This window comes from Pontibacillus sp. ALD_SL1, assembly GCF_017355605.1.
Window position 1 is genome coordinate 116,540 of sequence record NZ_CP062975.1, and the last position, 12,308, is coordinate 128,847.

General features: G+C 42.5%; 16 protein-coding genes and 1 pseudogene. 5 read left to right on the forward strand and 12 right to left on the reverse strand.

The genetic code is table 11. The features are described 5' to 3' along the window. Nucleotides 1-175: 175 nt before the first annotated feature. Nucleotides 176-418, forward strand: a pseudogene (locus tag IMZ31_RS19610) (5'(3')-deoxyribonucleotidase); the annotation flags it as partial. Nucleotides 419-897: 479 nt separating this feature from the next. On the opposite strand, the gene IMZ31_RS19615 reads toward IMZ31_RS19610, so the two are convergent. The 4 genes from IMZ31_RS19615 to IMZ31_RS19630 form a co-directional block, all read right to left on the reverse strand. Next, nucleotides 898-1,242 carry a DUF6176 family protein gene (locus IMZ31_RS19615; protein WP_207531223.1) on the reverse strand — a complete coding sequence of 115 codons (345 nt, stop codon included), beginning with the start codon at nt 1,240-1,242 and terminating at the stop codon, nt 898-900. 644 nt (nt 1,243-1,886) lie between these two features. After that, entirely contained in the window at nt 1,887-2,219 is a 333-nt protein-coding gene (locus IMZ31_RS19620) for a hypothetical protein (RefSeq protein WP_207531224.1), read from the reverse strand. Nucleotides 2,220-2,240: 21 nt separating this feature from the next. Beyond that, nucleotides 2,241-2,528 (reverse strand): hypothetical protein, encoded by a 288-nt coding sequence (locus IMZ31_RS19625; RefSeq protein WP_207531225.1) that lies wholly within the window; start codon nt 2,526-2,528, stop codon nt 2,241-2,243. 65 nt (nt 2,529-2,593) lie between these two features. After that, complete coding sequence (locus IMZ31_RS19630) at nt 2,594-4,177, reverse strand: cation:proton antiporter (RefSeq protein ID WP_207531226.1); 1,584 nt, start codon at nt 4,175-4,177, stop codon at nt 2,594-2,596. A gap of 138 nt (nt 4,178-4,315) precedes the next feature. On the opposite strand from IMZ31_RS19630, the gene IMZ31_RS19635 reads away from it, so the two are divergent. Beyond that, nucleotides 4,316-5,773, forward strand: a complete 1,458-nt coding sequence (locus IMZ31_RS19635; RefSeq protein WP_207531227.1) for a hypothetical protein — start codon at nt 4,316-4,318, stop codon at nt 5,771-5,773. Between the two features lie 277 nt (nt 5,774-6,050). Here IMZ31_RS19635 and IMZ31_RS19640 read toward each other — a convergent pair whose 3' ends face one another. The 3 genes from IMZ31_RS19640 to IMZ31_RS19650 form a co-directional block, all read right to left on the reverse strand. After that, nucleotides 6,051-6,419 carry a hypothetical protein gene (locus IMZ31_RS19640; protein ID WP_207531228.1) on the reverse strand — a complete coding sequence of 123 codons (369 nt, stop codon included), beginning with the start codon at nt 6,417-6,419 and terminating at the stop codon, nt 6,051-6,053. A gap of 182 nt (nt 6,420-6,601) precedes the next feature. Then, entirely contained in the window at nt 6,602-7,120 is a 519-nt protein-coding gene (locus IMZ31_RS19645; RefSeq protein WP_207531229.1) for a protease complex subunit PrcB family protein, read from the reverse strand. Nucleotides 7,121-7,188: 68 nt separating this feature from the next. Then, nucleotides 7,189-7,563, reverse strand: a complete 375-nt coding sequence (locus IMZ31_RS19650) for a hypothetical protein (RefSeq protein ID WP_207531230.1) — start codon at nt 7,561-7,563, stop codon at nt 7,189-7,191. 120 nt (nt 7,564-7,683) lie between these two features. Here IMZ31_RS19650 and IMZ31_RS19655 point away from each other — a divergent pair, with 120 nt between their 5' ends. Continuing rightward, a complete protein-coding gene (locus tag IMZ31_RS19655; RefSeq protein ID WP_207531231.1) occupies nt 7,684-8,202 on the forward strand; it encodes a hypothetical protein in 519 nt (172 codons plus the stop codon). On the opposite strand, the gene IMZ31_RS19660 is transcribed toward IMZ31_RS19655, so the two are convergent. From IMZ31_RS19660 to IMZ31_RS19670, 3 genes are all read right to left on the reverse strand, one after another. Beyond that, nucleotides 8,136-8,381, reverse strand: coding sequence for a hypothetical protein (locus IMZ31_RS19660; RefSeq protein WP_207531232.1), 246 nt, complete (start codon nt 8,379-8,381; stop codon nt 8,136-8,138). The two genes, IMZ31_RS19655 and IMZ31_RS19660, sit on opposite strands and share 67 nt — an antisense overlap. Before the next feature lie 73 nt (nt 8,382-8,454). After that, on the reverse strand, nt 8,455-9,336 hold the full coding sequence (locus IMZ31_RS19665; RefSeq protein WP_207531233.1) for a hypothetical protein: 882 nt from the start codon (nt 9,334-9,336) through the stop codon (nt 8,455-8,457). A 60-nt stretch (nt 9,337-9,396) separates the two neighbouring features. Beyond that, nucleotides 9,397-9,927: an RNA 2'-phosphotransferase gene (locus tag IMZ31_RS19670; protein ID WP_207531234.1), complete on the reverse strand. Its 531-nt coding sequence runs from the start codon at nt 9,925-9,927 to the stop codon at nt 9,397-9,399. Nucleotides 9,928-10,043: 116 nt separating this feature from the next. Here IMZ31_RS19670 and IMZ31_RS19675 point away from each other — a divergent pair, with 116 nt between their 5' ends. Further along, nucleotides 10,044-10,502 carry a hypothetical protein gene (locus IMZ31_RS19675; RefSeq protein ID WP_207531235.1) on the forward strand — a complete coding sequence of 153 codons (459 nt, stop codon included), beginning with the start codon at nt 10,044-10,046 and terminating at the stop codon, nt 10,500-10,502. A gap of 59 nt (nt 10,503-10,561) precedes the next feature. Here IMZ31_RS19675 and IMZ31_RS19680 read toward each other — a convergent pair whose 3' ends face one another. Together IMZ31_RS19680 and IMZ31_RS19685 are read right to left on the reverse strand one after the other, a co-directional pair. Continuing rightward, the gene (locus IMZ31_RS19680; RefSeq protein WP_207531236.1) at nt 10,562-10,726 is read right to left on the reverse strand and encodes a hypothetical protein; all 165 of its coding nucleotides are present in this window, start codon (nt 10,724-10,726) and stop codon (nt 10,562-10,564) included. A gap of 99 nt (nt 10,727-10,825) precedes the next feature. Continuing rightward, nucleotides 10,826-11,497: an HD domain-containing protein gene (locus tag IMZ31_RS19685; protein WP_207531237.1), complete on the reverse strand. Its 672-nt coding sequence runs from the start codon at nt 11,495-11,497 to the stop codon at nt 10,826-10,828. Between the two features lie 166 nt (nt 11,498-11,663). Between IMZ31_RS19685 and IMZ31_RS19690 the strand changes: the two genes are divergently transcribed. After that, on the forward strand, nt 11,664-12,299 hold the full coding sequence (locus IMZ31_RS19690) for a sigma-70 family RNA polymerase sigma factor (protein WP_207531238.1): 636 nt from the start codon (nt 11,664-11,666) through the stop codon (nt 12,297-12,299). Nucleotides 12,300-12,308: the final 9 nt, after the last annotated feature.

Below are 12,308 nucleotides of genomic sequence, written 5' to 3' on the forward strand. Positions count from 1 at the left end.
GGGCCGCGTGACACGGCCTGTGGTCTCTACGTTGAATTCGGGTTGGAAACAGACAACGGTAAAGCAGAAAAATACTGCTTTATTCCGAAGGAGTAAGAGACTTCCTTAGATCCTTGCAGGATGCATGGGGTTTTAACCCCGTGAGGATGTCACGTCGAACCCAGCTGATGATAAACGGGCCTGGCTTGAGGAGTATTTCCCGATGATCGATCAGAAAAAAATCATCTTCTGTTCTGAGAAGCATCGCATCCGCGGAGATGTCCTCATTGATGATAAGCCCCAAACGTTTCTGGCCCACAGGGCGCTTGGTATGGAATGTTTGCTTGTTGACCAGCCCTACAACCGTCATATCGATACCTCATACCGCTATCATTCGCTTTTGGAAGCCGAAGACAGAATCTGCAAATCGTTTCTTTAAACAATAAAAAACCCCCATATTTTGTAACGGGTTCGGTTTTGGAGTACAAACAATAGAATAACACCCCAAATAGAGGTCCAATTCGCATATGAATTGGACCTCTTGTTTTTCCTGATATTAAAGGGATTTCACTACATTCACATACGGATTCTCACACTATTTCGCAATGCAATTCGCAGGAGTCTGTTGGCTAGCAGACTCCTGCGAATTCGTGTGTTGAAACGTATACGAATTAGTTAACGTATTTTGGCTTAATAAGAAGATCAATAACGTTAAAAACCAAATCCAACGAGCAACAAAGCCTATATGCAGTAAGAACAAAAAAGGACCGATTACTTATTCGGTCCTTTTGATTCAGGTATTTTCTTATTAAACTAAAGCACCCGTTAGTTGAATAACAATATTATCTCCAAAACTAGAGCGTTACCAAGGTTTCCACAAAAAGAGACCTCTTAATAGAAGTCCAGATTAATTTTCTCTTAGTGCATGCTGTTTCTTACTTTTTGAGGGATCATAACTACTTCTGTCTTCAAGTCAATTGGCTTAAAAGTTTCGTCTATACATTCATCCCAGAACTCTAAATGCTTTTTATCTATCCAATGATCCGATTGCTCTACTTCTTGTCCGCCTTCACCTTGTACTGAATGCCAGTATAAAAACTCTTCTCCGTTCAAATGCTCTCTAAAGATGGTTTCAACATACATTTTTTCACCCTCTAACGTAACGAGAACATCTTTCATATTATCGTTCAAAAACTTTAACCATTCATCCACTCGTTCTGACTTGCCCTCTTTAACCCTAAATCTCGTTATTTCTACGTTCACAATATACTCCTCCCTTTTTTGGGTTTCAAAATCCACTGTATCTTAACAGAAAATTTAGATATTTAATATTAAAAAGCACCCACAATCTCAATTTCCACTAAGTTTTTAACTCATCTTTGCTTAATCGAACCTGTTATTGCACCCGTTAGTAAAAAGCGGTCGTCCATTATTGAACAATCGCACCCTTTACTTTAATAAGAGATTCATGAAAAATAAATGTTTACACCTACTAGGGCTATTATCGAAAAGATATACAATGACGAAGCAATTCTTCGGTTGCTTCGTGGAACTTCTTTGTTTTTTAGAACTCTCAGTTGTTTAATAGTCAACAAAATAAACACAAAAATTGAGACTATAAGCAATTCATTCATTTTCTTCACCTCTAAATGGTATTTAACAAACCTGCCCCGTTAGTTTAAGTACAATGCTTCACAAAGTCTACAATTATTTTAACATTAAATCCCAAAACCCTCCATTGAAATCATGCTAATGGATTCTCAATAAAAAACACACAGATAACAATTATCTGTGTGTTTTCGGGTGTGAATTTAGTTTCGATTGTTCTGCTATTTATGGTGCAAAAACATCTGTGAATTCGCTTTTTGTACTCCAAAACCGAACCCGTTACATATTTTGGGGGTTTTTTACGTGAAGTGCCGATCTTTCAGTATCTGTTTCTTTACCGTGTTGTACTCTTCTTTCGTAGCGCCAAGATGGATCATCAGTTCTTCCTTAGAGCCATAGGGGCTTCTGTTATTATGATAATCCCACGCCGCCGTGTAGAGTACCCTCTGGCGGTGCGGACTGAATTTTGACACCCAGCCCTCTTCAGATCTGTAATCGAGCTTCCTTTCGTAAACCTCATCCGCTTGTTTGTAGGAAGGTTCTCCTGGACAATCCGTCGTAAGCGATCCCTCTACCAGTCCGCATACGTCACATATCCCGATTTCATACGCTTCATTAAAAGTATGTTTCACGCTTTTCCCTCCTGTAAGGGATTAATGCCCCCTCATGGTGACTTTTATGTCGTTGATATAACGGACGACTTCAACCCGCGTATCAAATTCTTCCACAAGTTCATACGTCCCGTTCGTCATTTCCTGAAACACGAGATAATCCTGATTCACATCCAGTACCAAATACTGATCCTGTATCATGTCCACCACCACTTTGGCGTCCTCAAGATTCATTCCACCTGCTGCCTGTTGAAACTCCCCTGCAAGTTTGAACCCTTCCACGACAACAAAACCAACGCCTGCTACAATCAGGCTCACTAATTTAAACATAATATCCCTCTCCCCTTATCATCTTCTTATATGTAGTCTATGCAGAGAAAAGGGAAATGTTTCCGTTAGTTTCGCTCAATTTCCTCTAAAATTTCACGTTTTTGTTTATTGGCCACGGATTCTGAAATGATCTCGCGTTTTAATAAGGCTTCAATGTTCTGGTACTGCGTATACAGGGCATCCCGCTCAGCGTCCCGAAGTTGTTCCTGTTTGATGTGAGGATGCTGCTCATAGAGAGAGGCCAGATCGTTTCGCAACTCTTTTAAATGAATGGTCGCTTTAGTAGAAAGTTCCCTGTACTCTTCTTCTGTGATGAAATTGTCCTCTTTCATGTTCTCCCAGTCCTTCAAGGATACCCGTATCCGATGAATGCGGGCTACGGTGTCCTCGTATTGGTCGATCCCTTCATCCTTTGGCAGGATTCCAAGCATTGATATAAGGGGCTTCAATGTAATCCCTTGAACCAATAACGAGAATAAAACGACGCTGAATGTCAGCATTAAAACATCTTCGCGCGCCTCAAAAGTTGGAGGTAAACTAAGGGCAAGGGCTATGGAGAGGCTGCCTTTCAGCCCTCCCCAGTTCAGGAGGTGTTTTTCCCGAAGAGTGATGGTCTTTATAAATAGCGTGCTGGCATAAAGGGCTATGCTTCGGCTCAGAATGACAATGACGATCGCCATCAGCACGAGTCCCCACTTATCCCCGAAAGAAATGTGGTTGATTTCAAGGCCTACCATCAGAAAAATGAGAGAGTTCGCGATAAAGGCGATGACATCCCAAAAGTTTTTGATGTTGAGTTTTGTGACAGGGCTCATCCCGATTGATGACCCGTAGTTTCCAAAAATCAGTCCTGCTACCACAACCGCAATGACACCGCTCACATGCATGAGTTCGGCTATAAAGAAACTGCCAAAGAATAAAAGCAAGGAGATGGTGATTTCAAGTGGGTAATTATCAATCGTCTTCAGAAGCAATGAACTCAAGATGCCGAGAATCCCTCCGACAGCCAAACCTCCAAGGACAAACTGAAGGAAAAGAACCGTTCCAGCGCCAAGCCCTGCCCACCCCATATCAATATAGGTCAACAGATAAACAGAGGAGATAGAAAATAACACGACCGCAATCCCGTCATTGAATAGACTCTCTCCTTCAATAATCATCGTCAGTTTTTTTGGGACGCCAAGCGTTTTGAAAATGGAAAGCACGCTGATCGGATCAGTCGGGCACATCAGCGCTGCAAATGTAAACGACACAACAAGCGGGAGAGAAAGAAAGGTGTAGCTCCCCCATCCAATCAGAATAAAGGAAAGGAACGTCCCGCCAAACGAGAGGACGAGGATTGGTTTATGATATTTTTTGATCATGGCGTAGGGGATATTTAAAGTGGCTTCCCCGAGAAGTGTCGGTAAAAAGATCGAAATAATCATGACCTGGAACACTTCGGAGCGGGTGATGAATTGTTCGGCCTCCTCAAGTACAGGGAGTTCAACGAGACCAAACAGGAGCCCCATCAGAACAAGCGCGATGGAATAGGGCTGTTTGAATCGATGAGCCAAAAGCGTGATGGCTACTCCAACTGCCAGGAGCAATAAAATTTGAATAAACGTTTCATTAAATCCGTGAACACTGGCCAGCAACGGTATAGACATAAGGGAACCTCTCTTTTCGTTTACTGTATTATACGCGACGGATTCTTTTTTTGAAGGGGTGAAAAATGGAATTGTTTTCTACTCCCCTTCTTCTTTCTTGCTACAATAAACAAAAGAATGCTAGAAAGGATGATTCTAATGCATACGTTGCTGACGGATATGAAGATTACCGTACCTCTTCATGAGAAAGAAAACGGGGTGGAACTGTTAAAACGATTCAGAACGAATGCCAAACAGCGGATTAAGCGGCACCTGAAAGAACTGTCATTCGAAGAACGCATGACGTTCGCAGAAGAAGAAGCAGGGATGACGTTTTTCACCAACTGCAAAGACGATGTGTATCGCGATTATTTAAGACGTCTTCTCACAGAAGCAAGCAACAAGAAGGAAGAAGAAAACGGACCCATAGGGATCACGTATACGTTAGGCGGGATAACAAAAGAAGGGTATACCTTGTTGGGAGATGATATCAAGACGAAATACCACAAAGGGAACCTGAAAATTGGAAATACGTATGATCCTGTTCTTGTAGTCGATTTTAACGGAATCCTCGCTGACATTATCGTCAACAAGGAATATAAATCGTTCATCGTAGAGAGTACGGATTATGTTCAATTCCTGTTTGCGAAACGCTTTTACCTTTCGTATGATGCACTTCCTTTCCCCGAAGATCCCGAATTCAGCACGGATTTAAAGGCTGTTTACGAAAAACACGGGATGTACAAGGAAGAACAAACGGTATCCGAATACCTTAACAAGTTTAAGCCTTACTTTTACGCCGAGGATGAGTCCCTGTTCTTTCAAAAGTTTATGGTACACACCGTCGTCCCGTCCTGGCTTCAGCATTTGATCAAAGAAGGAATTGACCGAGAGCATGCTGAGAAACATGCAAGAGCCAATGAAACAAAGAAGAACAGGACGAAACAGACGGAGAAACGCATGGAAGAAACACCACTCCTGTCCCACTTCCTATTTGTGGAGTATGACGATGATGTGAAGGAGGAACAGCTTGATCGTTTTGAAGAAGCGGCCGATTTGTTCATCAAAACGTTCTCATGGCCTGTACCAGAAGGAATTACGTTCCGTATTAAAAAGCTAGGCCGACACCGAGCAGAGGGAATCTGGTTCCCGTGGAATGACAATTTAGTCGTCGACGTCAACCACACCCATTCTTTCGTCCACGAGTTTGCTCATATGCTTGATTACCGTTCTGGAACCTCGTTCCCGCTTTCGGAGCATCCGTCATTCGAAGCCATTAAAAATCAGTATCAAGCCATGGTGGAAGAATCGATTGAAGCTCTGCCTAAAGACGATGAACGAAGAAAACGTTGGAACGGTACGACGAAGTACAACCGAAATTACTACCTTCAGCCTACGGAGATCTTCGCAAGAAGCTTTGAACTTTATTATGGGGATAAGGGGATTTCTTCCGAGATCCTGCCAGAACAGCTTGATGAAATCTACTATCCAAATGATGCTCTTTTCAAAACGCGTGTAGAGAACTATTTTGAAAAATTGAAACAAAGCATTGTTTCTCAAGAAGGGTTTGGTTTTTCATCTTTAGGATCGTTCGGAGTTGCTACTAAGTATAAATAAGAAACAGAACAGGACTAGAAAGCTTCTTTTGAAGCTTTCTTTTTTTATAGGACATCTTCTAAACCTCCTCACCCAACATAAGATATAGTAATTGAGTTGTTTTACCATGATGTTTCACACCAAAGCGTCAACTTTTACAGTTGAATCGGATGATGATAAGAGTATGCGTGCCACAATCACCAAAAGCATGGACGATACTAAAAAAACGACCCCTTCAGCCAGGGTCGTTTTTGTTTTTAGTGTTCTTACGATTGTTCAGAGTAACTGCGGTTCCTTATCAGACTTCTAATAGGTTTCGTATCCCATATCTCACACGTTCTTCCCCGTCTCTGACACCTTTTTCGTAGGCGGCATTCTCTCTTTCGTTCATGAGAAACACGATGTCCTTAATCCCAAACGTTTCCGCAATCAGGAGGTGAACATAGTGAAGGATCTCTTCTCCTTCTCCCGTTTTCACTCTTTTTTCAAGTTCTGTTATTTTATCTCTATCCGTCAACCAGTAAGCCATTCTGCTGTCTTCCGAGGCAAAATAATACAGAGGTTCTTTCCTCTTGTCTAAACGTCTCATAAGTCCGCGACAGCCCTCTACACCCTCATAGCTTCCAGCCATATTCAGTTCGGGACCTATCCATTTGTTTGTAATCATAAGTGCACCCTCTTTTCTTATTTAAGTGTTCGGAGTTGCTACTACGTTTTTCTAAGACCTTGTTTTTATTCACTTTATCGTAGCACGGAATTCCGCGTTCTCATAAAAAACGAACCCTTAATTCTCAAGGTCCGTTTCATTGATGCTGTTATGGCATCAATACAGCATGCATCATGGTCGCATTACTCTGCTTCGCTTTCTTCGCGGTTGATGTCTTCAAATGCTTCTCCGTCCACACTAACGACTTCAAGGCTCTCAAACTCGTCCTCTACAAATACCATGTGATGCGGATAGGTCAGGGCTTCGGTTACCACTTCGTCCTCACCAGGTTCGATTTCACTTACCGTGATGGTCATATGCCCATCATTCAACTCGGCTTTTTCCACCTCTAATGTATGACCGCCTGTTTCTTTTACGCCAGATCCGATGTAAATATAAGAGCCTTCTTCATCCTGTTTGACAATGCCATATCCTCTCATCTCTGAAATGTGGTAAAGAGAAGCATCCAGTTCTTCAGACAGAACAGGGTCAAGTTGGAACGATACGAAAGAACTCGCCTCTTCTTCCTTGACCGTTTCTTCCTCAGAATCCACTGTCACATCTGGTTCATCTGTTACGGTTTCTTTTTCTTTTTCCTGACACGCACCCAACACGAGCGCAAGACTTGCTGCGACACTTAAACCTATTAATCTTTTTTTCATAGGTAAACACCTCCACCTCCCCCATTCCGAAAAAACGAGGGAGTCCCTTCTTACGAAAAAAAGATTGCCTAAATAGGCAATCTAACGAGTAGTCCTTTTACCTTTTCTTTTCTTTGTTTTTTCCGTACAGCTTTATAAACTGTATCGGTCGACAACACCATCGAGCATTCTGTTCGATTGCGATTGTCGTACACCTCGAGGGTTTTTACGCAAGTTCCTTCTAACTGAGATGCCAGTCTAAGTAAAAGAGTTTTCATTTCGTGATGAACACGTTTTTCTTTGTGATCCGATACATACGTATCAAAGAACACAGAGATGGCCTCTCTTCCACATTTAAACCCGCTAATCGCAACATCAGATGATACTGCTTCAAAGTAATGAGGGGTTACCTCCACTTCGAATCCGTTAAAAACCTCGCGTAAAGCCGCTTCAATGTTTTTCATGTTGTATGCCCCTTTCAGGTGGTTTCATCTATTATAGGGAAGGAAAGAAAAGCGTCAACCAGAAAAATAGGTTTTTTTGCTGTAAGGGCGAAAGATACAAAAGACGGGGGTGGTAGAACGATGAAATCATGGATTTGGTTATTTGCTTTTATCTGTCTTTGTTATTTGGGCTACGAAGTATCGCAAACAGAATCCGATGACAAAGAAATGAAGAGGATGGCGAAAAACTATGCGGCTGATCTTGTGTCTTTTAACGAACGACAGCAGAATATTATGATGCGGTATCAGGAAGTGGTCCTCTATAACGATTCAAGGGATAAAGCGATCGGGGCTTTAGAAAATGTCATTATTCCTGAATACGACGGGTTCCACGGGGATGTTTTGGAATACGTTGGGAAAAATGAAGAGATCAAATCCCTTCATAAATTGTATCAAACAGCAGTAGACCAGCAATACAATGTATTCCTCCTGTATCTTAAAGGAGCTCTCGAGGAGGATGAGAAGGCTGTTGAAGAAGCAAAGGTACGTCTCCATACAGGGAACAAGAATTTCCAATCGTTCGAGAAATCGTTTTATGATTTCGTAGAACAACACGGCGTTGAGATTGTATTCCCACAAGAAAAAGCATCATCTTCATGATTCTCATGAGGACGATGCTTTTTATGCTTGTTCTCTAGTTTGCTCCATTTCTCCTGTTTCGTCTTCGTTTTCTTCGTCACAGGGTGAACACCATTCCAGCTCCCTCTGGACTGTTCAGGATTATATAAGCCTTCCCGAACCCGTTTCTCCCGCCATTTTTTCGCTTTTGATTTCCCCATCTTGAACAACTCCTTCTTTTTGATTGTACCTAGTGTATCACAAATTGATCAAATATTAAGAAAAAAGGAACGATCAGGATCGTTCCTTTATATTATGAACCAATGTCCTGAAATGAAAGACTTGAATGTTATACCCTCCCGCACCGATGGTTTCAACTTTTGCCTTTGCCTTTTCCCCTATGATGATCCCGTTCAAATTTCCTGCCTCGCTGATGGATAATTCAGAAGCATCGAGAATGGTTCCCGTTACGTGCTGAATCCGATGGATGAGGTCCAAAAGCTTTGCTCTTCGTTCTTCCTCAAGAACCCCTTCAAGATACTTTAAGCGTTCCTTTTCGCTATAAAATTGATCCATCTTTTGCACGGTCCCTCCAGCAAAATGCGCTTTTTTTCGCTTTACCGTTCTCCAGTCCAGGCCCAATTCTTTCAAATAGGTTTCCCTTTTGTGGTTGTGCCAATTTCCATACGAGATTCCGTTCTCCTTGTTATACTGTCGCTCGGCTTCTTCTGCTTCTTCGTCCAATTGCTTCTTGTATTCCTGATAGTTTTCATAGCGGTTGATGTGCCACTTGTGGGCCAGTTCTTTCCATTGAGCTAAAAAGGTGACGATGACTTCTGGAGCCTGTTGAGATACAAAGGTTTCCTGGCTTTCTTCTTTCTGAAGTTTCTCCTGCCAGTTCTTCAGGATGTTCATAGCTTCACTGAGTTTCCTCTCTGCTCCTTTGATATCAGATGCCTTTCGCTCAACATCACAAATATCCCCGTAGTGAATACTCCCTGCTCCATTTTCATCCCATTTATAGTCTTCCAGGCGTTCCAAATCGATTCCTTTTCTAATGAGTTTTTCCTGTTTCTTACAGAGCTGCTTCTTGTGGCGTTCAATCGTTCTTTTTTTCTTTTCAACCTTCTCTTCCGCTTTGGCAACTCTTTCTTTTAACGTTTCGATATTGGCCATATCACTCATCCCCTGCTCTGTAAATTTTCAATAGTATAGCATGAGAATGACCGTTTCGATTTATTCTTTGAACTTCATGAAAGACGGAGGGATTGAGGCCGATAGCCAAACACCCTCTCCCGCCCTGTAAAAAGAGATCCCTTCCTGGAATGCTTTCAAGGCTTCGACTTCAAGGAGAACGAGCTTTCCTCGTCGTTTCCCAGCCATGGATGCGAAGTGAAGATCTTCAGACAAGTGAACATACTGACGCCCCATCGGGTGAAGCCCCTCTTTTCGAATCGAAGAGATTGCGCCTTCATGCGTTCCGTGGAGCAGGATAACGGGCGGTTCTTCCAGGCTATATGAAACAGCTAAAGCGGAATGCCCATACCGACAGCGAATCTGATTCCCATGAATTTCAAACCGTTGTTTCGGACATTCCCGTACCTCTCTTTCAATATCCCTTTCGGTCACATCGCGATATGCTTCCTGGCTTTGAAACGCAAGGGCTACATCCGAGATGAGGCAGTATCCTTTCTCATCGAGCACAATTCCAAATTTCTCTGGATGATGCCTCAGTATAAAACACATAGCTTTACTTAGTGATGGCATTTTGAATACTCCTTCCCCCTCTCACTTCCGTTATGATACAAAAACTTCTTGTGGGAGGACTTCCTTATGATACCATTGATAAGAAGAAAAGATATCCCAAAAAAGGGGCGAAAGAAATGATCGGATGTTTATTTATTGTGATCCTTTGGACGGTGTTTGGCATCTTCGGCTGGCTTCTTGACATTTCGCCGATTCTGGCTGGCGCCTTTCTGATCTCTCTTATTTTGTGGTTCGCGTGGTATGTCCATTCTCCCTCCTACAAAGAGGGGGTGAAGCGGGCGGACGAGGAAAAACGATTAAAGAGGCGGTACCGCAAGCGAGACTCAAGGCGAGGCAGAACAGACATGACTGGAGAGCTTCAAAAGGATCAGGATCTGCATAATCTGATGAAACAGGAAGAGGAACAGATCGGTCGGAAACTCACAGAGGATGAGCGAAGACACGTAGAGGAACGATTCACAAACTTCCTGAAAGGTCACGGGATCCGTTACGAAGGCTATTACACAAGGGTTGAGAGGATGCGAAGGGAAGACAGACGGAAAGAACGGGAATTCAACGACATTTTTAAATCCTGAAAAAACAAACGCCTTAAGAAGGTGTTTGTTTTTTTTGGTTTTCGCGGAAATTGCTTTTATCATTTCTGTTCCGTGGTTTTTTCAGTATTCAACTCCTGATTTCTTATATCCAACTTTTTTTCTTCCAATTTTATGCTTTTTACTTTCAAGTCAAAACTCATTACACAATACAAGAATATAAACGTCATACCCACCATCAGGGTGATAAATAAAAACAGATCCATGTATGACCTCCTCCTTTATAAAAATGGTTCGTTTCTAAGAATATAAAGAATGCGAGCGAGCAGACGGGTTCGCTTATCAGACAATCAGAAAAGGCTTACCTACTGATTGTCTGATTTTTGTATTTGCTCCCGAAGTTTTTGGATCTCCCGAAGAAGCGCCTCTTTTTCCTCCAACTGATAGCGGATTTGAACGAGGTGGTATTCGATTTTTGTTTTCGCTTCAAAGAAAATGTTTTTATGGCGTCGGTATCGTTCCCGACAGTTTTTAAAGAATGGGATGTAGTACGTTTCCATCTCATGGACTTTTCGCAGTTTTTTCTCATCCGTTGCGTTCAGCAAGGTGAAAAAATTATGCGTCTGATCACTCGTTTTGATCAGGCAAGGGCCAACCTCATCGTAGATGGGACCGAGGTACTCTTGAAAATGAGCGGGATTGGTTTTGTCAAAATCCCTTGGTTTCGTCACAAGAGCGACCATACGTGCCACATTTTCATTGAAATGCTCGGCGATCCACTCAACCGTGTACCCCTCCACGTCTTCAACAAGGTCATGAAGGAGGGCAGCTGTGATAATATCCTGATCGCGTATTCCATGATTAAGCAAATGCTGTGCGACATCGACAAGATGGTGATAGTAATGGGTATCGTTGTGACGAACAAACCCTTTTTCCTTGCACATCTCCTCGATGACAAGGTCAAACGCTTTCAAAGATTCATGATATTGAAGCGTGGCAAGCTCTCCTTCCAGGTGACGCGTGCGACTGCTCAACATAAGACCCCCTCCTTCTCTTCTTCGTGGTATTGTAAACCGTATTTATCAAAAAAGACAGAAAACCCTGTAAAAAATCGGATTGCACCACCCTTCCATACAACTTCTGAAAAGTTTTGAACATAGGGCGAGCCCTCTTCATATATGTATATTATAGGAGGAGATACCGATGAATGCTGTTCAATATCCCCCGCAACTGTCGAAAGAGGAGGAAATGATTTGCCTGGAAGCTTGCAACAATGGGTGCGCTGAAGCAAAAAACACGCTGATTCAGCATAACTTACGACTTGTCGCTTACCTTGCCCACAAGTTTACGAAAGACTATGATGTATTGGAAGAGTTGATTTCAATCGGAACATTCGGTTTGATCAAAGCAGTTGACACGTTTGATACGGAACGGAACATAAAATTCGCCACCTACGCCTCGAAGTGTATTCAAAACGAAATTCTGATGAGTTTCCGTAAACATAAGAACCGAAAGGATGACAGTTACCTGGAAGAAACCGTCACCCGTGACAGCGAAGGCAACGAAATGAGTTTAATGGATACCATCGGAACCGACGATGACCTCGTTGAACAAGACATCATGAGAGAGAATGATATCAGAATCCTCTATTCCCTTCTTCAGACTCTCCCCTCTCGTGAACGTACCATCATCGAAAAACGATACGGGATTGGAAGAAAACCAATGCTCCAGTGCGAAGTAGCCCAAGAGATGAATATTTCTCAATCCTATGTTTCAAGAATTGAAAAGAAAGTGCTCCGCCAACTTCAACATGGGTACAGTAAAAAGACCGCCATCTAATGGGCGGTC